Here is a 25,348-nt window from a genome sequence, read left to right on the forward strand (position 1 = left end):
TTAGTAGGTTTGGTAGTACTCAAAGATCGCATCTGCTAATGATTTTGCTACCTTATCTTGAAATTGCGGGGACATTAATTGAGTATTTTCGGTTTGATTCGTAAGAAACCCTGTTTCTGTCAATACAGCAGGCATTTTCGTGTTCTTTACAACATAAAAGTTGTTTTGTTTTACTTTCCGATCAGGGAATTGGGTCGCCGCCAGCAGATGCTTATGAACCACACGCGCTAAATCCAAGCTGTTCTGATTGTAATAATAGGTTTCGGTTCCGCGCGTTTCCGGTTTAAAGGAGTTAGCATGTACAGAGATAAATACATCAGCATCTATCTCATTGGCTATATCTGTACGCTCCTTTAGCGTCAAATACGTATCGGTGCTGCGGGTTGCGATGACTTGAAATTCTTTATGCTGTTTTAGGTATTCAACTAAACGATTAGCTACAGATAAAGTAAAATCCTTTTCATAGTTGCCGACCGTTCCCTTGGCTCCTACATCATGACCACCATGCCCCGCATCTACAACAATGAGATACCCCGTTTTTTGCGGTTTAGCTTGTAATTGCAGCTTTACACCTTCATTTGTCGACACTAGCTGATATTTACTTGAGCGATTCAATTCCACTACAACTCTGACCGTTTTAGGAGCGTCCTGATATTGGCTGTATCGAATCGATCGGATAAGCGGTTGAGTTTGTTGGCTGACTGCGCTAATGGATGCGTCATTGGAATCTTCATCACTTAGCTCTAATTTTTCTGGGCTGTCCATATTAGAGGAGGAATAATCGGAGGAACCGCTCTCTTTCCTTTGATCAATCACTATCTCTTTGCTTTCCTCGTCACGCATTTTATTGGATAGTTCCATTTCCGGGAAATCCATTACAATCCGATAGGGATTTTGTAAGACTGACACAGTTGGAGATACCTTATATCTGGTTTGAATCCGAACACTGTCATCCTGTGGCTCAATTCCTGTCAATCTGTTCATGCGAGTAATAACCACTTCATTGCGCTTTTCGTCCCACTCAGCTACATCTGTTCCGATACTGTCTTTTATATCTTGTAAGGATATAACTGTCGTCGAATCAATTACTTTCTTCAAGCTGGCCTTGGCAGTCAGCTCGTCTTGGGAAACTCCCAATCTGTCTGCAATCGCCTTCACTGGTAATAAAACCTTATCCTCCCAGTGATATACTTTCTCAGTAGCCGGTAAAGCTTGTCCATTAATTTGCGTCTGAACAGGTTGGTTGACAATTACAGTCCGGCTGTCATTTTCCCATCCTACCGTCGCTCCTAATGCTTCCCCCACAAATCGCAGAGGTAGCAGCATCCGATTATTCATGAGCTCGGGCGCGGCCTCCAAGGTCTGTGCTTTCCCATTTATGTAGGCTTTCTTGCTGTTTAACTGCAAAATTACCTCTCGATTATCTTTCGTAATCTTAGCCTTTCGCTCCTGCTGGTTCCAATCAATTTTTGCTCCCAAACCTTCTGCAATAACGCGAACAGGGACAAGGGTGCGTCCGTTGGAGATGAGCGGAGGAACTTCCGCATTAACGCTCCTGCCCTCGATCCGTAATTGTATATTGCCCTTTGTCGATTGTCCTGCGGCATCTATTGCTTGAGGCGCCATCCAAATAAAACTACTCAAGGCAACCAAGCCTAAAACAAACTTTTTCAAAATTTCTCCTCCCCTATCTTGCTGTTCATTACTTTAGACGTTACTTGATGAGAAAAGTTTTTAGGCTTTTGGTACTAAAAATCCTTACACTTGCTTCAAGTGACGATAATTTATATTAGCAAAACATTCGAGCCAGTGGTTCATTATTAGTGGTTTAACAGAAAAAATACTGCCCCACGGTTTTTTACCTTGAGGGGGCAGTTTTTCACAATACTCTTTTTTTCAAAATTCACTTTTCCTTTTTGTTGTTGCAAATCATTTTCATTACCTGTTTTTTGTCTCGTGTTTAACTGGAACAGGTAAATTGTTTGTTTGAAGGTTGCCTAATAGCTGTTGGATTACATTGGCTACGGCAGGATTAGAAAGGATCTGCATGGTATCCTTCATCTTAGATTTCGATAATTTAGGCATCACCTTACTAATTTCCGGCATAATCGAAGTTAGCTGAGGGAGCAACGGCAGCACTTGCTCCAAATTAATTCCGAGACTTGGTTTTGGAGGTTCTTCCACAATAACAGGCTCTGGCGGCTTCCTTCTCCTAGGAAAAAGACTAAAGCTAAGCCGTTTACGTTCTGACTCGACAGGTCGCAGCCGTCCCAGCAACATTTTTATTTCCTGAATTTCTCGTCGGAGATGGGCCATTTCTTGTTGAACATGTGCATGTTGGTTTTGCTGAAGTGTGGATAACATCCTTAGTTGATTGCTATGGGTTGAATTTCGACGTTTCAGTGGTGTCTTCTTTGAAATGACAACCCTCTCCTTTACTTCAGCCCTTTTTTGATTCTGTCTATATCACTTTGGTCCAGGCCTTTTTTCTTTAATTGATCCAGCATGCTGCCAACGTCTTTTTTCTGCATTAATTTCTTTACTTGCTCTGTATAATTGTCCAAGTCTCTTTTTGATAAATCTTTACCTGATTTACTTGCTAAATCCTTGATAACCTCACGAATTCCCGATTCCGTTTTTAATTTATTCTTGTCAACTGTCGCCGCCAATTTCAAAATCTTTCCCCAGTCCATAATCATCCTCCCCTGATATCATCGTTCTCTTTACTCTATGAAATAGATGGTAAACTCGCTTGGTCATTTGTCCTATCAAAACGAAAAAAACAGAATTCCCGCTGGAATTCTGTTTTTTTCTGTTACCAATTATGTTGTTTTTTAACGGTTTGCAGGTTTATTCAAAAGAAGACCACTTGAAATCTACATTACCCATAGCATCTACAACAGCACCTTTGAGGTTGTCATTTTGCAGCCATACATTGGAATCAAAGTAGATCGGAATAACTGGCATTTCATCAATAATGATTTTTTCTGCGTCTGCCAAATATCCTTTGCGCACCTCTGGGTTTGTTTCAGCGTCAGCTTTATTTAACAGTTCCTTGTATTTTGCATTTTCCCATTTGGTATCGTTGTTACCGCCAGTTTTATCTTTATAGAGCTGTAAGAAGCTAATTGGATCATTGTAGTCGGCATTCCAGCCATTGCGGCCTACTTGGTAGTTACCTCTGTGCAGGTCATCAATAAATACTTTCCATTCTTTGTTAGTCAGCTTCACGTCAATATCAAAAGCTTTTTTCCATTGATCTTGAATCGCTTCCGCAATCTTTTTATGCTTTTCTGCTGTATTAAAGGAAATTTCAATTGGCGGAAGCTTTGTTAAGCCTTCTTCCTTCATACCTTCAGCAAGAAGCTTTTTCGCTGTATCTACATCGCCATCTTTAAAGAAGCCCTCTTTTGCTAAAGCCATTGTTGGAGGCAGCAGATTAGTAGCAGGGGTTTGGCCAGATTGTGTAATGTTATCTGTGATTGTTTTGCGATCAATTGCATATGCAAATGCTTTACGGATTTTTGCATTATTAAACGGTGCCTTCTCCGTATTAAATTTGTACCAATAGATACCTGCTTTTGGCTGGACATGCAATTTGCCGGACGCCATGTTAGGAGCAATTGCATCAATTGGCAGCATACCATTAGGCTGACCTGCCCAATCGAGGTCTCCATTTTCAAACATGGACAGCTCTGTATTTTCATCATCAATCATTTGATAGACAATTTTTTCCAATTTTACGTTATCTTTATCCCAGTAATTATCATTTTTCACAAGAACGATTTCGTTTTTGTGCTTCCAGGATTCCATTTTAAACGGTCCGTTACCAACATGCGTACTTGCCTCTCCTGCCCATTTTTCGCTAGATGTTACAACTTTTTCATTTACAGGATAAAGCGTATAGAATGCTGTTAGCTCCAGGAAGAACGGAGTTGGATTGTTCAAGGTGACTTCAAGCGTATGTTCATCAAGCGCCTTTACGCCAACATCCTCAGCCTTGGCTTTCCCTTTGTTATAAGCTTCTGCATTTTTCAAATAATACAATTGATAGGCATAAGAAGCCGCTGTTTTCGGATTAAGCACACGTTTCCATGCATATTCGAAATCTTTTGCCGTTAATTTTTCACCGTTAGACCATAGTGAATCACGTAAAATAAATGTATAAGTTTTGCCGTCGTCAGAAATTTTATAATCTTTCGCTACAGATTTTGCTATGTTCCCGTCTTTACCTGAGCGCATCAAGCCGTCAAAAGTCGCTCTCAAAATGGCAGAGGAAGCATTGTCATCAGCAAGACCAGGATCCGCAGTAGGTGGTTCAGAATGCAGATTCACACGTAGAACTTGCTCATGAGTACCGCCGCCAGCCGCTCCTGTTTTATTCTCAGAGGCTGCATTGCCACCACAGCCAGCCAATGCTGTACTAAGAACCAAAATGGAGCTTACAGTTGCAAAAATGCTTTTATTCATGTGTATTATGCCCCCTAAAAAAAGATATATAGAATTAAATATACCTTGTTTTTTTCGGTAACAAACACTTTTATAACGAAAATTAATTTTAATTTATGTTACAAAATTTACATTTATATGTTCAAAAAAATAAAGAGGAGCATCATTTGCCCCTCTTTTTCTGCCTGATTTCTAGTAATCTTATTGTTCTAAATCTGCCCATTTCCAGTCAATGTTACCCATAGCATCGAAGCTTACACCCTTCAGCTTAGGATTTTGCACCCAGGAATCGGTGTAGAAGTATACTGGGATAACTGGCATTTCATCCATAAAAATTTCCTCTGCTTTTTGTAATAACGCATTACGCTTCTCTTTGTTTAGCTCTTTTTGAGACTCATTCACAAGCCGTTTGTATTCAGCATTTTCCCAGTTGGTATCGTTGTTTCCGCCCTTTTTATCACGGAATAACTCAATATAGTTAATTGGATCATTAAAGTCAGCGTTCCAGCCCATACGTCCGATTTGGTAGTTACCTTGGTGAAGTTTATCCAAGTATACCTTCCACTCGGAATTCTCTATCTTCACATCGACGCCCAGACCTTTTTTCCATTGGTCTTGAACAGCTTCTGCAATTTTTTTATGGTTTTCAGAGGTGTTGATTGAAATAGTAACTGGAGGAAGCTTATCCCAACCCATTTCTTTCATACCTTCTGCTAAGAGCTTTTTAGCTTCGTCTACATTATTATCTTTAAAGTAGCCCTCTTTTTTAAATGCCATAGTAGGCGGTAGCATTCCCATTGCTGGAATTTGTCCGGACTGTGTTACGTTCTTAACGATCGCATCACGATTTACAGCATAGGCGAATGCTTTACGGATTTTGGCGTTATTAAATGGAGCCTTCTCCGTGTTCATTTTATACCAATAAATAGATGCCCTTGGCTTTGAAATCAATGTATTATTTTGTTGCAGAGCAGGAATTGAATCCAACGGAATATTGCTTAGAGGGTTACCTGCCCAATCCAAATCACCGTTATCATACATGGAAAGCTCGGTATTTTCATCCTCTACCATAGAGAATTCAAGCTGGTCGATTTTTACAACATCGGCATCCCAGTAGTGTTCATTTTTCTCAAGAGTCATTTTGCTCTTATGTTCCCAGTTCGTCATTTTAAACGGTCCGTTACCAACGATTGTCTTAGCTTCCTTAGCCCAATCCTTGTTGGATTCAACCAGCTTTTTATTTACAGGATAATACGTATAGAAGCTGGTAAGCTCCAGAAAGAATGGCGTTGGGTTTTCCAATTCTACTTCCAAGGTCTTATCGCTAGTCGCTTTAACACCTATATCTTCTTTTTTACCTTTTCCTTTGTGAAATGCTTCCCCACCTTTTATGTAATACAGCTGGTAAGCATAGTTGGATGCTGTCGCCGGATCTAATGCACGCTTCCAAGCGAATTCAAAATCGTGCGCTGTCAGCGGCTCGCCGTTGCTCCATTTAGCATCTCTTAAATGGAAGGTATATTTCTTTCCGTCAGTTGAAACGTCAATTTTTTCAGCTACGGATGGCTGTGGTTTTCCTTCGTTATCGGTACGAGTTAAACCATCAAAGATTGCACGAACCACAGCACCGGAAGTGGTGTCCTCCGCAATGCCCGGGTCTGCTGTTGGCGGTTCGGTGTGCATGTTCAAGCGTAATACCTTCTTCTCACCTTTTGAAGCTTCTTGTTTCGATGCATCAGTAGCCGCCGGTGCTGATGTACTTGTGCTACCTGAACATCCTGCTAAAGCTGCGCCCAAAACCAAAACGGAACTCATTAGTACAAAGATATTCTTTTTCATCTTTTTGTGTCCCCCTTTTTTCTTTCTCATATGCTTTACTATACTCTTTTTCAGAATAATATAATATAATTTTCTTTTACATTTAATTATTTTTTATTAATTATCAAGATAAATAAATAAAAATAAAGTGTATTTTTGGTAATATAGAACTAAAGATGAATTTCATGGAATTTTATGGTTCTAATTTACTAAATTTAATCTAGTTTTGCAATTCGATAATTCTGTCAAATTGTAAAATCGATTCCGATTAGGTAGCCAAAACATTTTGTTCTCCTTCTAGTTTTATCCTTTAATCCTGTAAATATCCTTTTGAACCGTTTTCATTTTTACTAACTTTGGGACCAACATGAGACATCGTGGATGACATTAATGCAAAAAGCAGTCTTTTATACAGTTTTAAGCAGATAACTGAAAATTGTAAATTTATATTGAAATACACTTGTCGAAACGATACAATCAACGTTAGATAATTCTGACAATTACTTGTTTTATTCCTGCTTATGATTACCAGATGGATTACGGATCGTTGCTACGCTACTCTTATCGCCGTTTTTATACCTATAAGGAGATGTATTGTATGGAAAAAAAACCCATCCTAAAAGAAATCCACCCTATTATCGAAATTGGCTCTGACACTCTCCAATTCGGACAAGTATCTGGCTTCCTCAATCATATTCCCGATGAAACGGGGTCTATAAAAACATTAATTCAGCTACTTGATGGCACCCGCACTACTAAGCAGATACATCAGGAGCTAGTCAGCAAGCATCCAGAGGTCACATTTGAGGAGTTAACAGAAGCAATTACTGTTCTGAACTCTCTGGGTTATCTTGAAGATCAGATCTGGGAAGAAACAACCTCTCTCTCAACGGCTCAAAAAGATCGGTATCGGGCAAATCTTCGTTTCTTTTCGATTTATTCGGATATAGACAATCCTCCTAGTAAGATTCAAGAAGATTTACTGCAAAAAAAAGTAACCATTCTTGGATCAGGGGCCTTTGGCTCTACTCTTCTCTCTAGCTTTGCTGGTCTGGGCGTTACAAATGTCCGAATTGCAGATTTTGACCGTGTGGAGCTGAGTAATTTAAATCGACAATTATTATTTAAAGAAAGTGATATCGGCCGGTTAAAAATCGAAGTAGCGGAGGAATTTGTTACAGAACGGAATTCAAACATGTCAATAGAAACCATTAGAAAGAAAATCTCTTCTGCAGACGATGTTAAACAGCTAATTGCAGGCAGTGATCTGGTTATTTTAGCTGCTGATACCCCCTTTTTCTTCATCCAAAGATGGGTAAATACAGCGTGTGTTGAATTAGAAATCCCTTATATTGCAGGTGGAGTCAATTTAACAGAAGGAACCTTTTATCATATTAACCCTAAAAAAACACCTTGCTTGGATTGCTTCCATCTGCATCACTATGATCAAAACCCAGATCAATACGAACAGGAGCTTAGATATTTGGTGGATTCAGGCTATCATCTTCCTACAGCAACTATTGCTCCGAATTTATCCATTATTACAGGGATTATCGCTTCTGAAGCATGCAAAATTCTTACAGGTACAAGCCAAGCTCAATCTCAGGGGAAATTTGTTTCGATCAACTTCTTAACTTATGAAACAAAAATCATTTCCGAAACAGAAAGAAAAGAGCTAGATTGTCCGACCTGCGGTGAAGGAAATCGCACACTTTCTATCTTCTCGTTGGAGCAACCAGCCGAAAAAATGCTTAACTAACGGAGGAACGAGCCAATGGAATTAACAAATAACAGCAAACTGCGCATGCATCCCTTAAAAAAACGTCAAGTCAATGAAGAAGAAACCATAATTGGTCGACCCGATAAAAGCGAATATATCATGCTGCCTACCTTCGCAGTCGAAATTATTGAGATGCTAGATCAGGGGCAAACCATCACTCAGATAGCTGAGGAAATGGAAAAGCGCTTTGGCGAGCCTGTTGATGTTCGTGATTTTGCACTCGATCTGATTAACGAATATCAATTTGTATATACAGTAGATGGAGTAGTCGTAAATGAAAAAGAGATGCGCGTCGATCATTTACCATGGATATCTGAACGTGTTGGGAAAGTATTATTTAATAAATTTACCTTCTCTTTCTCTATTGCCTGCTTTTTATCTGCTGTTACTCTTCTCTTTGTTCATCATGAATATTTTCCCGTATTCACCGATATTTTTAGCTCGCCATCCTTGACTGCTTCTCTCTTGCTAGCAGTTGTTGTTAATTATCTGTTTTTGTTTATACACGAGACAGCCCACTTAACTGCTGTGCGTTCTCTAGGGATAGGAAGCCGAATCGGTTTTAGCCATCGCCTATTCTTTCCTGTGGCAGAAACAAATATGTCAGACATCGTGCTAGTGGAACCCAATAAGCGTTATACAGCCTATCTGGCCGGGATGGCTGGAGATGCCCTCTTTTTTAGTATGGGTGTCTGGCTTCTGTACGCTAATGATGCAGGAGTCATCTTGCTGTCTGATTTTCTACTCTCCTTTATTAAATTAATGAACTTGAATTTCTTAATGGCTCTGGGCTTTCAATTCATGTTCTTTATGCGAACGGATATTTATTATGTCTTTACTACCTTTTTCGGCTGTAATAATTTATTTGATAATACGCAGCTATTTCTGCGTAAATTTTACCGAAAATGGACGCCTGACGAACAAGACACATGGGACGCTGTAGATATGCGAGAAAAAAAGGTGATCCGCTGGTACTCTATTTTCTTTTTGTTGGGCTTTTGTTTTGCCCTCTACTTCTTCTTCAATTTCTTTTTGCTCCAGTCAATCGAGATTATTCGCCGAATTACGACTGATTTCTTACAATACCCTATCCTCTCCTGGCAATTCGCGGACGGTATTCTCTTACTTCTTTTAACATTGCTCCCATTTGGCATTGTAATCTGGTCATGGAATCGGCAAAGAAAAATAACCCGCAATGTAACCCGTCAGGTATCGTAACCTTGTAAAACAGAAGTAGGCTGCCTGTGCTGCTAAGCCGCCTACTTCCTTAAAACTAGACGAAAAAAACTGCCGATTTTATTCGACAGTTTTTTTGACATCGTTATTTAAGCTGCCCTACAAACACTACAGCACCGTTGTATTTCTTATCAATGAAGTCTTTCACTTCAGGGGAAGTCATAGCTTTAGCAAGCTTCTTAATTACTTCACTATCTTTATTGTCTTGACGCGTCGCCAATACATTTACATTTGGGTTATCTTTACCCTCTTCGATATAAATAGAGTTCTCTGTTGGTTTTAATCCAGCTTCCATCGCAAAGTTAGAGTTAATTACGGCGGCATCAATACCCGGATCGTCAATTGCACGAGGCAGCATCGCTGGTTCCAGCTCTTTTAATTCTATTTTTTTCTCCACGATGTCAGCTACCGTTCCATTGGCAGCCACGCCATCCTTTAATTTTAACAGACCCGCTTTTTCAAGAAGGGAAAGAATGCGGCCTTGCTCTGCAGAAGCATTCGTAATTGCTACTGCTGCGCCCTGCGGAAGAGCTGCTACATCCTTGTAAGCTTTGGTTTTATTGGAGTAAATCCCCATCGGCTCAATGTGAATGCCTGCTACATACGTAAGGTCTAACCCTTTTTCTTTATTAGTTTTCTCTAACCAAGGAATGTGCTGGAAATAGTTAGCGTCTAATTCCTTCTCAGCAAGCTGAGTGTTTGGCATCACAAAGTCTTGGAACAGGACAACATCAAGATTAATATTTTCCTTCTGTAGCATCGGTTTAACCACTTCATTTAAAATCTCTGCATGAGGAACGGCTGTTGCTCCCACCTTTAGTGTAACCGGCTGTCCTTCCTGTGGTGTAGCTGTGCTGTTATCGGCTTTATTACCGGCACCGCACGCCGCCAAACTTAAAGCTAATACCCCAATTGCTAGTGTAGAAAAAATCTTTTTCATCCTTTTACCCCCCTATTTTCATGCATTATAGTCAACGATGATCCAGCTTCCGCGCAATCGCGTCACCAATCATCTGAATGATTTGGACAAGAATAATCAGCAGAACAGTCGTAACCAGCATGATATCTGGCTTAAACCCATTAAATCCGTAGTTAAATGCCATCGCTCCTAAGCCGCCTGCACCTACGACACCTGCCATCGCTGTATATCCTACCAGGCTAACAGCAGTAACCGTAATTGCTGAGACAATACCCGGAAGTGACTCTGGAATCAAGATTTTATAGATAATTTGCCAGTTGCTAGCACCCATGGATTGCGCCGCTTCGATTACGCCTCGATTTACTTCACGAATGGACGTTTCCACTAGGCGGGCAATAAACGGTGCTGATCCGACAACAAGACTTAGAATCGCCGCGTTAGGTCCGATTGAAGTCTGTATGAGTGCACGCGTGACCGGGATAAGGATAATAATTAATACAATATAAGGAATCGATCGAAAGATGTTCACAATAAAACTAAGGAATTGATATAAAGCTGGCATCGGCTTTAGGTGACCTTTACTTGTCACAACGAGCAAAATGCCTAATAGTATACCAATAAGTGCAGCAAATAGCAATGAAAACAAGACCATATAACCGGTTTCCCAAATGGCCTTCTGAATTAAATCCCAGAATTTCATGACGTTTGGTAAATATGTTATCAAGAAGTCATTCATCAGCGATTACCCCCTTCTGCACCTCGAATGACATCAACAATAATGCCATTCTTCTTCAAGTAGGCAATAGCTTTTGATTCTGTATCAATATCACCTGGAATCTGAATGTACAGAGTACCGAAGGCAACATCTTTTAAACGCTTAATCTGTCCCTGTAAAATATTTGCCTGCACCCCAACCTCACTGACTAACTGACTAATGATAGATTGACTAGCTGAACCGCCCAAGAAGGTTAGACGCAGGACTGCACCCGGTCCCAAACCATCCAGAAATTCAGCAGATAGCTGATCATTACCAGATACCTGGCTCAAGAATTCTTTGGTTGTAGTTGTTTTAGGATGGGAGAAGACTTCTACGACATCACCCGCTTCAATGATTCGCCCGCTTTCCATTACAGCTACCTTGTCACAAATTTTTTCAATCACATGCATCTCATGCGTGATTAAAATAATGGTTAACCCTAGTTTGCGATTAATATCTTGTAATAATTCCAAGATAGAATCGGTTGTCTTCGGGTCCAGAGCTGATGTTGCTTCGTCACACAAGAGCACATCAGGCTGATTGGCCAATGCACGCGCAATACCTACACGTTGTTTTTGACCGCCAGATAATTGAGATGGATACATATCGGATTTATCTGACAACCCTACCAATTCTAATAATTCTTTTACCTTTGCTTGATGCTGTGACTTTGGCACACCTGCAATCTCCAACGGCAATGCTACATTGTCTGCTATTGTACGCGACCACAGCAGATTAAAGTGTTGAAAAACCATACCGATCTTGCGTCTTGCCTTACGTAATTCTCTTGGTGTTAAATTATGGAGATGTGTGTCACCCACAGTAACCTCACCACTAGTTGGCGATTCTAGTAGGTTAATCATACGGACTAGCGTTGATTTTCCAGCTCCACTGTATCCAATGATGCCATAAATATCTCCCTGCTGGATTGTCAAATCGACACCATTTAGGGCTGTAAAGGTTCCAAAGCGACTTTTAAAAACCTTTACAATGTTTGTTAGTTTAATCATGAGAGTAGAATCGCCCCCTGTTTCACCCACGGATCTAACCGAACGGGCAATAAATTACGCAAATCATTTCGGAATCTTCAAAAATTTAAGATATATATCAATTCCTACATAAACACTAGGAATTGGCTAAATCAACTATAAGAATAAAGAATTAGGCATCCTGTGTCAATGGAAAAATAATAATAGAGATGGTTCATGATAAACCATCTCTATCAAAATAAATTGTGTTTCTAAGAAGCATGCTTTACTGAGGAATCTTGATTGGTGTTAGAGGAATCTTCCTGTTTTCCTTCTTCATCCTCTGCTGTGTCGCTTTTATTTAGCTGCTCGTCCACATATTTGATGACGTCTTTTTCAGATGGGATTAGCACAGCACCTTTGCCAGGTACATGAGCTTCTTGGAATTTATGCATCGGCGGCAATTGATGACCGCCTTCTCCTGCCTGTTTAAGTGACATCCCCAATGAGCCTAGTTTAATCATATCGAGTGTGGCAAGATTGGTTTGGATATAAGGCTGTACACTATCCAAAATCTTAGGAATTTGAAAAATAGTGGTGGTAGATTTTAATTCTGCAGCCACTGCGCTTAATAGCTTACGTTGTCTCTGTGTGCGCGTATAGTCAGAGGTGGCATCATGTCGGAAGCGGGCATATTGCAATGCTTTCTCACCGTCTAAGCGTTGCAATCCCTTTTTTAAATTAATGTCGTACTTTCCTTTATCTGTCGGGTCATGATAGCGCATGTTCTTTTCTACATCTATCTCAACACCCCCAACAGCATCAATTAAGCTCTTGAAGCCTTCAAAATCAGTTATTACATAATAATGGACTGGTTGTCCTACAAAATCACTGACTGTTTCCATGGCAAGCTCTGGGCCGCCATACGTCAAAGCTTCATTTACACGCGTTTTGCCATGTCCCGGTATACGTACCAGCGTGTCACGCATAATCGAGAACAGGTCATACGTTTTCTTTTTTGGATCAATGCTTACCAGCATCATGCTATCAGAACGCGGCAGTTCATTTGGACGCATCTCGCGTTTGTCTACACCCATTAATAGAATGTTAACGCGCTCCGTTCCCGTCCATACAGGTGGAGCCTCTGGCTTTGTAGCAGTCGGATTTGATGTTGGAGGAAAGATTGTCGTGCTTTGAATACCTGACAAAAAACCAAAGATTTTATATGCAAAAAAAGCCGCCGTAATCAAAATAAGAAATACACATAATAATAAAATACGCTTAGTTCGAATACTCAAACTGGATTTCACCATCCTTGTCAGTCCGTGTCAAAATTTGTTGGCTTGTTTCATCCTACTAGTATACTCGAAACGGCTGTTTTGCGAATCATTTTTCTTTTCCACTTTTGGAGAATAGAAGAAAAGGAGCTGCCTGATGGTCAGCTCCTTTTTTGCATTTTTTCTTCATGATATGGGATATTCACGCGCGATTTCTGTTCTTTCGGAACTTTAACCTTGTATACCTTTACCCAAGCGTGATTTTCATGAATCAAATGTTTTTGACTATGATACTCGATGCCTCGCTCCTCCAAATGCTTGCACCATTGGACAAATTCCGTCTTATCAGTAGTTCGAAGTAGGGTTACCCATAATCGCTCCTCAAATAGATAAGCGATGAGCGAACAGGCGAGTGTCATTACAAGAAAAAACGTTTCCATAGCACCCCCTCCTGTTGCTACTGTATGCATACTGAGGACAGTGCGCTTCTATTAGTTGGCTTTATAAGCTTCTTTGGGCTGCGAGGAACGCAGAACTCCACCCATACCAGCAACAAAAGTAGGAATTCCTGCTGCAACAAAGATTAAAGCCCAATCTCGCAGGGAGAGGGAGGTGGTTTTAAAGATTGGCTGCATGACATCCCAATAAATAACGACTAGCACCAAAGCCATTGACGAGAGCACTGCCCAGACCAAGAACTTGTTGCTAAGTGGATTGCGGTGAAAAACGGAATGCTCGCTGCGGCAATCAAATACATGAATGAGTTGTGCTAGAACTAAAGTAGCAAACGCCACTGTTTGGGCATGGGTAAGATCATTTGGATTTTCATGATACGCTATGATAAAAGCTCCAAGGGTCATCGTTCCAATTAAAAAACCCCGGCTAATAATTTTCCAGCCCAATCCACGGGCAAAAATATTCTCATGTTTTTTACGCGGTTTATGTCGCATTGTGTCTCCCTCAGAAGGATCAATTCCTAATGCCATAGCCGGCAGTCCGTCCGTCACCAAATTCACCCATAGGATTTGAATAGGAAGTAAGGGTAAGGGTAGTCCCATCAGCATAGCGAAAAACATAACTAAAATTTCTCCAACATTGGATGCAAGCAGGTAGCGAATAAACTTTCGAATATTATCATAGATGTTTCGGCCTTCCTCAACAGCAGAAACAATCGTAGCAAAATTATCGTCTCGCAATACCAGGGATGCTGCTTCCTTAGTAACATCTGTTCCTGTAATCCCCATCGCAATGCCTATATCAGAAGCCTTGATGGCAGGTGCATCATTCACACCGTCACCTGTCATTGCTACAATATGACCACAGCTTTGCAACGCTTTGACAATACGCAGCTTGTGCTCTGGAGACACACGTGCATAAACATATACCTTATCAACCGTCCGTATCAGTTCTTCCTCGGTCATTTCATCAATGGTGGCTCCTTCCAGCACATGGCTGTTACCTCCCTGCAACAGACCAATTTGACGTCCTATTGCTTCTGCGGTAATTTTATGATCCCCGGTAATCATTACTGTTCTAATGCCTGCTTGACGACATAGCTGGATAGCAGACTTTACCTCCTGACGTGGAGGGTCAATCATGCCAACCATCCCTACAAATGTAAGATTCGTTTCCAAGAGAGACGGGGGTTCACCTGATTTATAGTTTTTGAGTGATCTGTAAGCAAAGCCCAGGACTCGCAAAGCTCTGCTTGCCATCTCTTCTGTTTGCTTAGCAACTGCTATACGATGAGCATTTGTCAGAGGTATAATTTCTCCCTGCCAATAGATGTGCGAGGAGTTCTTTAACAGAGCCTCGACAGCTCCCTTTGTCAGTAGCTCTGTTTTTCCATCGGGAGATTGTTCTACTACAGACATCATTTTACGCTCAGAATCAAATGGCAATTCGTCAATGCGAATGGTGGGGCCGCCTTGATTATTCCCCTCCTTTAACGCCTTATAGGCTAAGGTAAGCAGGGCTCCCTCAGTAGGATCCCCAATCACACTCCATGTCGAAATATTTTTAGACAAAATGAGCTTGGACCTCTCCTTTTGCTGAGCATTTACTAATTTTGCATTATTGCATTTTTCGGCAATTTGGCAAATCTGAGATAGACCTTGATCGATTGTTACCTTGATCGATTTTCCTTGCCATGTAATTTCCCCATTGGGCTCGTAGCCATTCCCCGTTACATCAAAGCTTTTTCCGCTATGCCACAGATGAGTCACTGTCATTTTATTTTCAGTAAGAGTCCCTGTTTTGTCAGAGCAAATGACTGACGCACAACCAAGCGTTTCGACAGAGGGGAGTTTGCGAACAATCGCATTTCTTTTAATCATTCTCTGCACGCCTAGAGCAAGGGCTACTGTAACAATTGCAGGCAATCCTTCCGGTATAGCCGCTACAGCAAGACTAACCCCTGAGAGAAACATCGTCATTAATTCTTGTCCATGCCAAACCCCTGCTACAATGACAAAGATCGTAAGCAGCAATGCAATCCAGACGAGTGTTTTCCCCAACTGTTCCAATTTTATCTGTAAAGGAGTTTCTATCTTGTCAGCTTGATTGATCAAATGCGCAATTTTTCCAATCTCGGTAGACATGCCTATTTCAGTAACAATTCCCTTTCCAGTTCCTCCGGCTACCATCGTTCCCATAAAAGCTACATTCTTCTGGTCGCCGAGTGGAACAGCTCCTGTTGATTCAATCACATTAGCAGTTTTCATTACTGCTATCGATTCTCCAGTAAGCGCAGATTCCTCTATCTCTAACCGATTGGCATTAATCAGTCTCATATCAGCAGGAACTCGATCACCTGCTTCAAGAAGTACAAGATCGCCTGGAACTAACAAAGTAGCAGGGATCATGTCCAAGTTTCCGCCGCGAATGACACGGGCCATAGGGGCTGCCATATCTTTTAAAGCGTTTAGCGACCTTTCCGCTTTCGCTTCCTGAATAAAGCCTAACACGCCATTTAAAAAAATGATGGCAATGATAGCGATAGCGTCTAGGTACTCTCCTAAGAAAAAGGAGAGGATGGTGGCAACCACTAGAATTCCCACCATAAAATCTTTAAACTGATTCATAAACACAACATAGAGTGGGATTTTCTCGGCCTCGGCAAGCTGATTTTTTCCATATTTTTGTTTACGAGTAGCCGCTTCCTCCTGTGTTAAACCGTTTTGAACGTCACTGCCTGTCATCCTGGGTATTTCCGCTAGAGGGACTTGGTACCACGGTTTATTCGGCTTCAATACAATCTCCTCCAATGCTCTTCATCAACTTATCTCATATCTATGCAGACAAGCCGACTAGTATGAAAAAAGCTTGAAATGAAAATCATCTGATTCACGAAGCACTTTTGTGGCCCTCAATCCCCAGGACAACTAATCGTCTATGTAATCGAAAAAGCTTCGGTTCTTCTCTTAAAACTAAGATACCGAAGCCCTCCGTTCGTTCCCTCACCATTTGAAAAGACCTATTCCTATTAACAGGATTGCCGGAAGAAATGATAGCCGCTGAAACCATCCAACCGATGAAAAATGCCGTCCCACCTTGATCCCTGCCCATAATAAAATCATGCTAGTTAGGGCAACCCAGACCGAGGTCAATAGAGGTGCAAACCCCAATAGCGTCAAACTAATTCCAGAACCAAATGCATCAAGGGACAACGCCAGACCTAGCATGACCGCTTCTGTTCCTACGATATGCCCTGAATGATCAGTATCCGCTCTGGCCGGATCACGTAAAATGTGTATCATTAAACCAAACATTTTTATTGTCCAGCGAAATTCCCGGTATGTTGCCTTCTCCTTTACCGGCAGGATATCTGACTGCTTCTGTTTCTCAACCATCATTTTCCAAAAGGTTAAACCGCCTATCAGAATAAGCACGGTTGCTCCAATTTTAGAACTCAGTTCAGAAGTTACCCAATATTGAAGCCATTGTCCTATAGTCATAGAAGCAAAGATGACGGTAAAGGAACACAGACCAATTACCATAAACGAAAGAAACGGCATTTTCATTTTACGTAAACCATATGACATCCCAACGCCAAAACCATCCAAGCTGATTGCTAAACAAATCAGCAATAGCGACACTAGCCCCATATCTATATCCACCTCTTCTTTCATCCCATCATATGAAGGACAGCGGGGGGCCGGTTACTTTAGTGCCTAAAGTATTTTTACCCTTGTCTATGCACCATTGTTCGTTTTCTAGGCGATCGTGTCAGATTATCTCTCATCCCCTGTACAACCGGGATGTTCAAAATAAAAAACGCCCATTCCTATTATGGAATGGGCGTTATAATTCCCTGCTATCTATTTGCAATGTTGATCAAAAGCATCAGTTAGGAGCTTCGCAATGGATTCAAGCTCATTGCCTTCAATTTGATGGCGTTCAACCATCGCTACCAGCTTACCATCCTTCAATAGTGCATAGGATGGAGAAGACGGTGGGTATCCTTCAAAATACTCGCGTGCTTTAGCAGTTGCTTCTTTATCCTGGCCAGCAAAAACTGTGTAGAAATGGTCTGGCTTAGATTCATGGCGAGTCGAATAGATAGCTGCGGGACGAGCCAATCCTGCTGCACAGCCGCATACAGAGTTAACCACGACCAATGCAGTTCCTTTTAGGTTCGAGAATGTTGCTTCTACCTCTTCTGCTGTGCGGAGTTCTTCAAACCCAGCATTCGTTAACTCATCTCGCATTGGTTGTATAACCTGGCTCATATATGCTTCATAAGACATCATAATCATTCAACTCTCCTTTACATACATTTCTTCTATTATACCTGTTCTCGTATTAATCGAGTACAGCGGATCTACAGTTATTACACTTCCATTACAATGGTAAGAATCATCGGGTTGCGTCCCGTTTTTTCAAAGATGAACGGCTTTAATACCTGGTTAATCTGAGATTTCAATTCAGACCACTCTCTCACTTTGCGATCTAATGCTTCCAACAGCTTCTGTTTGACTAAAGCAGTAGCTTCCTGGATCAGCGATTCGGAACCTCTCACATAGACAAAACCGCGACTTACGATATCTGGACCAGTTAGAAGCTTAAATTGTTTCATATCGATGCTAACGACAACAACCATTAATCCATCCTCGGCAAGATGCTTACGATCGCGCAATACGATATTACCAACATCACCAATACCGCTGCCATCAATAAGCACGATACCTGCTGTCACCTTGCTTGTCACACGCCCTGATTCTCTGGTGCAAGAAACTACATCGCCATTATCAATAATAAAGATGTTGTCAGACTCTACACCCACCTGTTCAGCTAATCTACCGTGCTGTTTTAACATCCGATACTCTCCATGGATTGGAATAAAGTATGTAGGCCGCAAAAAGCTCAGCATAAGACGCAATTCTTCACTACTGCCATGACCGGAAGCATGAATATCAAACGCTGTGTTTTGTACTACATTAGCTCCAGCACGGTACAGTTTATCAATAATGCGGCTTACATTAACTGTATTTCCTGGAATCGGCGATGCAGAGATAATCACTGTATCGTCTGGATAGATCTGAACGGAACGGTGTGAACCAGACGCAATGCGCGTTAGCGCTGCCATTGGTTCTCCCTGGCTACCTGTACAAATAATTAATACCTTGTTATCAGAGTAATTATCTATGTTTTTAATGTCAATTTGACATCCTTCAGGCATTTGGATATAGCCTAGCTCCTGACCTATCATGAAGGCCTTTTCCATGCTTCGACCGATAACAGCAATCTTTCTGTCATCCGCCACTGCGGCATCTACAACCTGTTGCAAACGATGCACATTGGAAGCAAAGGTTGCCAGGATGATGCGCCCCCGCGCTTTGCTAACGACATCCATAATGCTATCGCCAACCGTACGCTCTGACATTGTAAAGCCCGGGCGTTCACTGTTGGTGCTATCAGACATCAAAGCTAGTACACCATTTTTTCCGATGCGGGCAATTTTTCCAAACTCTGTAGGACGTCCTACTGGTGTCAGGTCAAATTTAAAATCTCCTGTATGAACCACTGTTCCTTCTGGCGTTTCAATCGCAATACCAAACGAATCAGGAATACTATGATTAGTACGGAAGAAAGAAACAGAGAGATTTTCAAATGGCAAAATCGTATCTTCAAACACAGGTACCATCTTTACGTCATTTTGCATACGGTGCTCTTCTAGCTTAGCCTTTACCAAACCAAGTGTCAGGCGTCCACCATAAATCGTTGTCTGGATTTGTTTTAACACATAAGGAATAGCACCAATATGGTCTTCATGTCCATGAGTAAGTACCATAGCCTTGATCTTGTGCTGGTTTTCAATTAGGTAGGAAACATCTGGTATCACCAAATCTATCCCAAACATTTCAGTCTCAGGAAACTTTACGCCACAGTCGATGATGATAATCTCATCCTCGTACTCGACGCAATACATATTTTTACCAATTTCCCCCAGACCACCTAAACCAAAAATTTTAACCTCACTCAAAAAAATACCTCCTACAAATACGATGTGGGCCGTTCTATGCACTCTGCTTTTATAGTAACATAATTTTCATATGGATAGTTGTATTCTCCCAAGGCTTTCACACTTTCGCTTTTCTTCCGCTAAAAAATTAGTATACTCATTTCGACTCTAAAACAGACTAAAAAAAGCAAGAATCCCTAAAAACAGGTCTTTACCATGCCTAAACCCATGAAAGATTGAATTGCACTCATACAAGTAGTCTATATCGTTATACTTTCCCTTTATATAAAAAAACCAGCAAGGACTTAAAGCCATGCTGGTTTTTACTGTTATGTCACCTTATTCTTACCCAAAACGGCCGCTAAGATATTCCGCTGTCTCTGCTTGCTTTGGGTTATTGAATAATTTGTCAGTGGATGCTTTCTCCACTAGCTCTCCCATGAGAAAGAAAGCCGTCTCATCTGCTACCCGCACAGCCTGGTGCATATTATGAGTCACAATCACAATCGTATAATCGTGTTTCAATTGGATGATAAGCTCTTCAATCTTCGAGGTGGAGATTGGATCCAACGCTGAACAAGGTTCATCTAAAAGCAGGATACCCGGCTTCATTGCGATTGCACGTGCTAAGCACAGCCGTTGCTGTTGACCTCCCGACAGGGCTAGAGCAGAATCATTCAGCCGATCCTTCACCTCATCCCATAAAGCAGCCTTTCGTAAGCTTTCTTCCACTATATGGTTTAATTCAGCTTTATTAGTAGTCCCGTGATAGCGCGGAGCAAATGCAATGTTTTCATAGATGGATTTTTGAAAGGGATTAGCACGTTGGAACAGCATTCCGACCGATTGACGCAAACCTTCTTTTTTTACAGAAGCCTCATAGATATTCGCTCCATCTAGCAAAAGTCTCCCTGTCACACGGCAGCCTCTAATCTCTTCGTTCATGCGATTAATCGAGCGTAAAAAGCTAGATTTCCCACAGCCGGACGGACCGATTAAGGCGGTTACGGTATTGCGCTCCATTTGGATATGAATATTTTTTACAGCATGCTTATCGCCGTAAAAAACGGACAAGCCCTCTGCTTCAATAATAGCTTTTGTTTGGGCAATTGTTATCGGCATAATTGATTCCCCTTTTCCCTACGCGGCAATTTTGGTCAAACGCTTGTGCAACCAACGGCCAAACCAACGTGCCCCACCATTAAACAGAAGAACAGCAATCACCAAAATGGCCGCCGCTCCATCCGCAATTTCTCGCGCATCAGCAACGAGACCCTCCGCATTAATTTTCCAAATGTGTACAGCTAACGACTCTGCTGGACGAAATACATTCCATGGAGAGGATGGACTGCTTAAATCAACATTATGAAATTGAATGTCAGGAGAGGTCATACCCGCTGTAAACAGTAGTGCTGCCGCTTCTCCAAAAACGCGACCTGAAGCAAGTACAAATCCTGTAACCAAGCCGGGCAACGCAGCAGGTAACAGAACCGAAACTATTGTTTTCCATTTCGTTACACCTAATGCATAGCTCGCTTCCTTCTGATCCTGCGGGACAGAACGCAAGGCATCCTCTGTAATCCGAACGATTAACGGCAGATTAAATACAGTCAGAGCCAACGCCCCGGAGATCAATGAATATCCCCAGCCTGTCATGCTTACAAACAGTAACAGCCCAAACATTCCTACAACTATGGACGGCAACGAAGACAGCACCTCAATAGACATGCGAATCATTTGCACCCACTTGCGGTCTGGTGCATATTCGGCCAAATAAATTCCTGCGCCAAGCCCTATAGGAACAGCGAAGCACATCGTTAAAACCAATAAATACAGCGAGTTAAACAGCTGTGGACCAATTCCTCCACCTGCGTTTAGCATGTCAGGCGGGGAAGTGATAAAGTCCCAATTTAGTTTTGCTGCCCCTTTGCTGATCACAAAACCCAAAAGACCAATCAACATAGCAATTAAGAGAACAGCAATTCCAGTGAGTAAGAGGGTGGCGAGTTTATCCTTTTGCTTGTTAGTCATTATTTGGCCCCCTTCTTTCTACCGATTAAGCGAACCACTAGGATAAATAATAGGGACATAGCTAATAAAACCAAGCACATGGACCAAAGCGCATTATGATAAGGAGTACCTGGAATCGTATTTCCCATATTTAATGTGATACCACTTGTCAGTGTAATCGACGGATCGAATAAACCTCCAGGCAGCTTCAGCGTGTTTCCAATAACCATTTGGACAGCCAGTGCCTCACCGAAGGCCCGTGCCATACCAAGAACAATACCTGTCAGACAGCCAGATCGTGCCGTATATAGCACTACATGGCGAATCGTTTGCCAGCGGGTGGCACCTAATGCAAGCGAGGCATTGCGTAATTCCTGCGGCACAGTTGCGATTGCATCAGCGGCAACACTGGTCACAGTCGGCAGAATCATAACTGCCAGGACAATTCCCCCTGCAAGTAAGCTAAATCCTAAAATATCAAATTGACTGCGAAGAAACGGAACAAGCAAGGTAAGACCTACATAGCCGTATACCACCGATGGAATTCCAACTAACAGCTCCATAACTGGCTTCAATACTTTTTGCCCAAACCTTGGAGCAATTTCTGTCATATACACAGCCGCTCCAATGCCGAGCGGGGCTGCAATTAATGTTGCAATCAGGGTAACCCCAAAGGAACCTAATATAAAAGCTACTGCCCCAAATTGACCGGGCTCTGCTTCTGGATCCCATTTTGTACCGGTAAAAAATTGCGACACGCTAACCCCGTCCACCATAAAGGTAGCGAGGCCGCGTGAAGCAATAAAATAGAGGATGGAGAGCGTTAGAAGGCCTAACAATCCCGCACAGACAGCTGTAATTAGCTTCCCTGCTTTTTCTTCCCATGCATGTTTTTTATTGATATGGAACCGGTCGGAAAGTTTTTTGGCAGTAGCGGAGTTTCTCATTTGTCCCGCTCTTACTGTTGTTCCCTGCTGTAACAGTGTTGTTCTTTGTTCAGCGCTCACTAAACGCTCCCCCTTTATTTCGTTCACCTTTTTTTGAGCTACACGTTTCTCTATTTTTGTGTAATCTCACCCTTAGCTGTTCTTTCCACCTTCATGGCGGATGCTGGAATATATTTCAGCTCTTGTACAATTCCTGTTTGCACTTCGTCACTTGTCATGAAATCCAAGAACTCTTTTTGCGCGCCTGTTGGCTCACCTTTTGTATACATGTGCTGATAAGCCCACACTTTATATTTATTTGTTACGATGTTTTCTGTTGTAGCTTCTACACCATCTAGTTTTACTGCTTTTACAGTATCATTGAGATAGGAAATTCCCAGGTAACCGATTGCTCCCGGAGTTTCTGCAATAATTTTGCGAACCGTGCCGGAAGAATCCTCCGTGATGCCTTCAGCCTCCTCTGCACCATCCAGAGCATACTGCACGAACGTAGCACGAGTACCAGAGTTCTTCGGACGGTTGACCAATGTAATCTTTTGGTCTGCCCCGCCCACTTCCTTCCAGTTGGTTATTTTACCTGTGAAAATATCAATTAATTGTTGCTTTGTTAGATTATCTACACCTGCCTTAGAGTGAATCACGGCTGCCATACCTACTACAGCAATTTTGTGATCTACTAATTGGTCAGCAGGAATGCCTTTCTTTTCTTCTGCAAAAATATCAGAGTTTCCAATAGTAGCTGCACCATTGGCCACTTGGCTTAAGCCTGTGCCACTACCTCCGCCTTGCACTTGAATTTGCACTTGCTGATTTTTCTCCATAAATTTCTTAGCTGCCTGCTCCACTAACGGCTGCATGGCCGTGGACCCTACAGCTGTAATAGAACCGCTGCTGGCTGTATTCGTATCTGTTTTCGTTTCGGTTGCAGCTGGTGCTGGCGTAACCGGTGCTGTCGCATTAGAAGTGCCTCCTGCTCCACAGCCAGTTAACAATAATCCTACAGATAGCATACTTGCCATAAAAATGGATGAAATCTTTTTCAAAGGAAATCCCCCTCGTCACCTTCAAATCATTTGATTTCTTATACACTCTTCATCCTACCTCCCCAGCTTAAAGCTAGAATGAACGTAACGTAAAAGGAATGTTAAGGATTGTTAAGGTTTTATGTAGGAGGGTTTAAAGAAGCCAATTTTTGGGTAAGGAAAAAGCTGCCATTCCTTCTGGCAGCCTTCTCAATTGTTTATCTAATTATTTTCAAGGAATTGAAATAGTAGACCTATCTCAACCGTTATAGAACCTCTTACTCTTTGACTAGCTTTTTCATTTCACGCAAAATCTTTTCTTTGTCCATATCATCCGCCATACCGTATATCTGGCGAATATTTTGATTTTTGTCTAAAAGGAATGTCTTCATAGTATGCACGTAGAGCCCATCCTTTTGCTTTTCTGCACCAATCCAGAAATCTGCCAGTATCGGCTTCATAATGTTATCTGGACCACGTAGAAATTGCCAGCCGCTAGGATCGGCTTGAACTGCTTTCGCATATTTCTGTAAGGCTTCAGGAGTATCGTTTTCATAATCAAAAGTGACAGAAATGAATTCTACGTCTTTTCCATACATCCCAGCTGCTTTTAATTCATTCTGTAAATCCACCATATGCTGTGTGGTTAGCGGACATACATCGGGACAACGTAAAAAAATGAATGAGACGAGACGGACTTTACCATTGGAATCGGAGAGCCTGACATTCTGCCCGTCCATCCGCTCCAGTGTAAAATCTTGAACTTTCTTAATAATTGGCATGTCAGCCGTTGAAAAATAGCTTTTGTACAAAACACTGCCTACAGCAATCAAAATAATAATGACTCCAAAGATGGGCAACCACTTTCGATAGAGGCTCCCTGCTGTTACATCCTCCATTTTTATCCCCCTACTCTTTTATCTCGTAGTTGTATAGAAACGTGTGTACTTTGCCTTGATCATCTTTCCACTCCAGCATGCTCTGCCATTCACCAGGCATCATAATATGCGGGCCGGACTCTTGCCAGTTTGCTTCCTTTTGCTTCTTTAGCTCCTTCTCACTTTTACCATGCGTATCCATGTTAGGCATCTCAAAATGCAACACAGCTCCTTGCCCTGCTGTTGCCTGTGCTTTGTCATTGGTAATCGTGACTGTGTACGTATTAACTCCAGCTATTCCCGGCTTTATTTCCAGCTTCGCCTGATAACCATCTTGGGTGGCTTGCAATTCGATGGTCCCTTCCTTCTTATCGCTGCCACCGCAACCGGTTACGACGAGTAACAGAAACATTGCTCCTAGCCAGCCCAACCATTTTATCTGTTGTTTCGGCATGTTACTCCCCCACTTTATTTTAGCGAGCAATCTCTCCTGGCCAAGCGAGCATGCCGCCCTCCATATTGACTGCTTCAATTCCATTATGCTTCAAAAACTCGCAAGCATGGTAGCTTCTTGCTCCACTGCGGCATACCATGATGATTTCTTTGGAAGTGTCAAATCGGTCCAGAGATGCTGGAACATCATTTAAGGGAATTAGGATCGCTTCTTCAATGTGACCTGCTACCCACTCTTCTGGCTCTCGCACATCAATAATTTGAATAGCAGCCTTCTCCTTTAATTTCGTCAACACCTCTTCAGGTGTAACTTCCCTTACGAAATTATTCATTAATAATATCCTCCTCATTTTACGATAATTCAAATATAT

23 protein-coding genes are annotated in these 25,348 nt (G+C 41.8%); 2 read left to right on the top strand and 21 right to left on the bottom strand.

All coding sequences use genetic code 11. The features are described 5' to 3' along the window. The 5 genes from QZ995_RS19050 to QZ995_RS19070 all read right to left on the bottom strand — a co-directional run bounded on the left by QZ995_RS19050 (position 1) and on the right by QZ995_RS19070 (position 6,288). Complete coding sequence (locus tag QZ995_RS19050; RefSeq protein WP_301810034.1) at positions 1-1,674, bottom strand: N-acetylmuramoyl-L-alanine amidase family protein; 1,674 nt, start codon at positions 1,672-1,674, stop codon at positions 1-3. A gap of 264 nt (positions 1,675-1,938) precedes the next feature. Continuing rightward, positions 1,939-2,364: a hypothetical protein gene (locus QZ995_RS19055; RefSeq protein WP_301810037.1), complete on the bottom strand. Its 426-nt coding sequence runs from the start codon at positions 2,362-2,364 to the stop codon at positions 1,939-1,941. Between the two features lie 71 nt (positions 2,365-2,435). Further along, positions 2,436-2,693, bottom strand: coding sequence for a hypothetical protein (locus QZ995_RS19060; RefSeq protein ID WP_301810040.1), 258 nt, complete (start codon positions 2,691-2,693; stop codon positions 2,436-2,438). Between the two features lie 157 nt (positions 2,694-2,850). Then, positions 2,851-4,470: a peptide ABC transporter substrate-binding protein gene (locus tag QZ995_RS19065; RefSeq protein WP_301810043.1), complete on the bottom strand. Its 1,620-nt coding sequence runs from the start codon at positions 4,468-4,470 to the stop codon at positions 2,851-2,853. A gap of 180 nt (positions 4,471-4,650) precedes the next feature. Further along, positions 4,651-6,288: a peptide ABC transporter substrate-binding protein gene (locus tag QZ995_RS19070; RefSeq protein ID WP_301810051.1), complete on the bottom strand. Its 1,638-nt coding sequence runs from the start codon at positions 6,286-6,288 to the stop codon at positions 4,651-4,653. A gap of 577 nt (positions 6,289-6,865) precedes the next feature. Here QZ995_RS19070 and QZ995_RS19075 point away from each other — a divergent pair. Both QZ995_RS19075 and QZ995_RS19080 read left to right on the top strand, forming a co-directional pair. Further along, on the top strand, positions 6,866-8,026 hold the full coding sequence (locus tag QZ995_RS19075) for a HesA/MoeB/ThiF family protein (protein WP_301810054.1): 1,161 nt from the start codon (positions 6,866-6,868) through the stop codon (positions 8,024-8,026). Between the two features lie 15 nt (positions 8,027-8,041). Beyond that, the gene (locus QZ995_RS19080) at positions 8,042-9,265 is read left to right on the top strand and encodes a PqqD family protein (RefSeq protein ID WP_301810057.1); all 1,224 of its coding nucleotides are present in this window, start codon (positions 8,042-8,044) and stop codon (positions 9,263-9,265) included. A gap of 103 nt (positions 9,266-9,368) precedes the next feature. Here QZ995_RS19080 and QZ995_RS19085 read toward each other — a convergent pair whose 3' ends face one another. From QZ995_RS19085 to QZ995_RS19160, 16 genes are all read right to left on the bottom strand, one after another. Further along, complete coding sequence (locus QZ995_RS19085; RefSeq protein WP_301810059.1) at positions 9,369-10,223, bottom strand: MetQ/NlpA family ABC transporter substrate-binding protein; 855 nt, start codon at positions 10,221-10,223, stop codon at positions 9,369-9,371. A gap of 31 nt (positions 10,224-10,254) precedes the next feature. After that, entirely contained in the window at positions 10,255-10,938 is a 684-nt protein-coding gene (locus QZ995_RS19090; RefSeq protein ID WP_301810062.1) for a methionine ABC transporter permease, read from the bottom strand. Continuing rightward, on the bottom strand, positions 10,938-11,969 hold the full coding sequence (locus tag QZ995_RS19095; protein ID WP_301810064.1) for a methionine ABC transporter ATP-binding protein: 1,032 nt from the start codon (positions 11,967-11,969) through the stop codon (positions 10,938-10,940). Before QZ995_RS19095 ends, QZ995_RS19090 begins: the two co-directional genes overlap by 1 nt. A 230-nt stretch (positions 11,970-12,199) precedes the next feature. Beyond that, positions 12,200-13,240 carry an LCP family protein gene (locus tag QZ995_RS19100; protein WP_301810065.1) on the bottom strand — a complete coding sequence of 347 codons (1,041 nt, stop codon included), beginning with the start codon at positions 13,238-13,240 and terminating at the stop codon, positions 12,200-12,202. A 125-nt stretch (positions 13,241-13,365) separates the two neighbouring features. Next, the gene (locus tag QZ995_RS19105) at positions 13,366-13,644 is read right to left on the bottom strand and encodes a hypothetical protein (RefSeq protein ID WP_301810068.1); all 279 of its coding nucleotides are present in this window, start codon (positions 13,642-13,644) and stop codon (positions 13,366-13,368) included. A 51-nt stretch (positions 13,645-13,695) separates the two neighbouring features. Then, the gene (locus QZ995_RS19110) at positions 13,696-16,461 is read right to left on the bottom strand and encodes a calcium-translocating P-type ATPase, SERCA-type (RefSeq protein WP_437124755.1); all 2,766 of its coding nucleotides are present in this window, start codon (positions 16,459-16,461) and stop codon (positions 13,696-13,698) included. A gap of 201 nt (positions 16,462-16,662) precedes the next feature. Continuing rightward, on the bottom strand, positions 16,663-17,310 hold the full coding sequence (ytaF, locus tag QZ995_RS19115; protein ID WP_301810073.1) for a sporulation membrane protein YtaF: 648 nt from the start codon (positions 17,308-17,310) through the stop codon (positions 16,663-16,665). Positions 17,311-17,523: 213 nt separating this feature from the next. Continuing rightward, complete coding sequence (locus tag QZ995_RS19120) at positions 17,524-17,955, bottom strand: BrxA/BrxB family bacilliredoxin (protein ID WP_301810139.1); 432 nt, start codon at positions 17,953-17,955, stop codon at positions 17,524-17,526. Between the two features lie 80 nt (positions 17,956-18,035). Beyond that, positions 18,036-19,688 (bottom strand): ribonuclease J1, encoded by a 1,653-nt coding sequence (gene rnjA, locus QZ995_RS19125; protein WP_301810075.1) that lies wholly within the window; start codon positions 19,686-19,688, stop codon positions 18,036-18,038. 324 nt (positions 19,689-20,012) lie between these two features. Beyond that, complete coding sequence (gene pstB, locus QZ995_RS19130; RefSeq protein WP_301810077.1) at positions 20,013-20,789, bottom strand: phosphate ABC transporter ATP-binding protein PstB; 777 nt, start codon at positions 20,787-20,789, stop codon at positions 20,013-20,015. Between the two features lie 18 nt (positions 20,790-20,807). Next, positions 20,808-21,698, bottom strand: coding sequence for a phosphate ABC transporter permease PstA (gene pstA / locus QZ995_RS19135; protein WP_301810080.1), 891 nt, complete (start codon positions 21,696-21,698; stop codon positions 20,808-20,810). Continuing rightward, positions 21,698-22,684, bottom strand: coding sequence for a phosphate ABC transporter permease subunit PstC (gene pstC, locus QZ995_RS19140; protein WP_301810081.1), 987 nt, complete (start codon positions 22,682-22,684; stop codon positions 21,698-21,700). The genes pstA and pstC overlap by 1 nt, the downstream gene beginning before the upstream one ends. 50 nt (positions 22,685-22,734) lie before the next feature. Then, positions 22,735-23,667, bottom strand: coding sequence for a phosphate ABC transporter substrate-binding protein (locus QZ995_RS19145; protein ID WP_301810083.1), 933 nt, complete (start codon positions 23,665-23,667; stop codon positions 22,735-22,737). A 257-nt stretch (positions 23,668-23,924) separates the two neighbouring features. Beyond that, positions 23,925-24,545, bottom strand: coding sequence for an SCO family protein (locus QZ995_RS19150; protein WP_301810084.1), 621 nt, complete (start codon positions 24,543-24,545; stop codon positions 23,925-23,927). Between the two features lie 10 nt (positions 24,546-24,555). Further along, on the bottom strand, positions 24,556-24,978 hold the full coding sequence (locus QZ995_RS19155) for a hypothetical protein (RefSeq protein WP_301810086.1): 423 nt from the start codon (positions 24,976-24,978) through the stop codon (positions 24,556-24,558). A gap of 19 nt (positions 24,979-24,997) precedes the next feature. Continuing rightward, positions 24,998-25,309, bottom strand: a complete 312-nt coding sequence (locus tag QZ995_RS19160; RefSeq protein ID WP_301810087.1) for a rhodanese-like domain-containing protein — start codon at positions 25,307-25,309, stop codon at positions 24,998-25,000. Positions 25,310-25,348 lie beyond the last annotated feature (39 nt).

This window comes from Brevibacillus laterosporus, assembly GCF_030489605.1.
Lineage (GTDB): Bacteria > Bacillota > Bacilli > Brevibacillales > Brevibacillaceae > Brevibacillus_B > Brevibacillus_B laterosporus_E.

Excerpts from the sequence above, each read along its gene's own strand:
- QZ995_RS19055 (WP_301810037.1), bottom strand. The coding sequence starts at position 2,364 with ATGTTATCCACACTTCAGCAAAACCAACATGCACATGTTCAACAAGAA.
- QZ995_RS19060 (WP_301810040.1), bottom strand. The coding sequence starts at position 2,693 with ATGGACTGGGGAAAGATTTTGAAATTGGCGGCGACAGTTGACAAGAAT.
- QZ995_RS19065 (WP_301810043.1), bottom strand. The coding sequence starts at position 4,470 with ATGAATAAAAGCATTTTTGCAACTGTAAGCTCCATTTTGGTTCTTAGT.
- QZ995_RS19070 (WP_301810051.1), bottom strand. The coding sequence starts at position 6,288 with ATGAAAAAGAATATCTTTGTACTAATGAGTTCCGTTTTGGTTTTGGGC.
- QZ995_RS19075 (WP_301810054.1), top strand. The coding sequence starts at position 6,866 with ATGGAAAAAAAACCCATCCTAAAAGAAATCCACCCTATTATCGAAATT.
- QZ995_RS19080 (WP_301810057.1), top strand. The coding sequence starts at position 8,042 with ATGGAATTAACAAATAACAGCAAACTGCGCATGCATCCCTTAAAAAAA.
- QZ995_RS19085 (WP_301810059.1), bottom strand. The coding sequence starts at position 10,223 with ATGAAAAAGATTTTTTCTACACTAGCAATTGGGGTATTAGCTTTAAGT.
- QZ995_RS19090 (WP_301810062.1), bottom strand. The coding sequence starts at position 10,938 with ATGAATGACTTCTTGATAACATATTTACCAAACGTCATGAAATTCTGG.
- QZ995_RS19095 (WP_301810064.1), bottom strand. The coding sequence starts at position 11,969 with ATGATTAAACTAACAAACATTGTAAAGGTTTTTAAAAGTCGCTTTGGA.
- QZ995_RS19100 (WP_301810065.1), bottom strand. The coding sequence starts at position 13,240 with ATGGTGAAATCCAGTTTGAGTATTCGAACTAAGCGTATTTTATTATTA.
- QZ995_RS19105 (WP_301810068.1), bottom strand. The coding sequence starts at position 13,644 with ATGGAAACGTTTTTTCTTGTAATGACACTCGCCTGTTCGCTCATCGCT.
- ytaF (WP_301810073.1), bottom strand. The coding sequence starts at position 17,310 with ATGGGGCTAGTGTCGCTATTGCTGATTTGTTTAGCAATCAGCTTGGAT.
- QZ995_RS19120 (WP_301810139.1), bottom strand. The coding sequence starts at position 17,955 with ATGATGTCTTATGAAGCATATATGAGCCAGGTTATACAACCAATGCGA.
- pstB (WP_301810077.1), bottom strand. The coding sequence starts at position 20,789 with ATGCCGATAACAATTGCCCAAACAAAAGCTATTATTGAAGCAGAGGGC.
- pstA (WP_301810080.1), bottom strand. The coding sequence starts at position 21,698 with ATGACTAACAAGCAAAAGGATAAACTCGCCACCCTCTTACTCACTGGA.
- QZ995_RS19150 (WP_301810084.1), bottom strand. The coding sequence starts at position 24,545 with ATGGAGGATGTAACAGCAGGGAGCCTCTATCGAAAGTGGTTGCCCATC.
- QZ995_RS19155 (WP_301810086.1), bottom strand. The coding sequence starts at position 24,978 with ATGCCGAAACAACAGATAAAATGGTTGGGCTGGCTAGGAGCAATGTTT.
- QZ995_RS19160 (WP_301810087.1), bottom strand. The coding sequence starts at position 25,309 with ATGAATAATTTCGTAAGGGAAGTTACACCTGAAGAGGTGTTGACGAAA.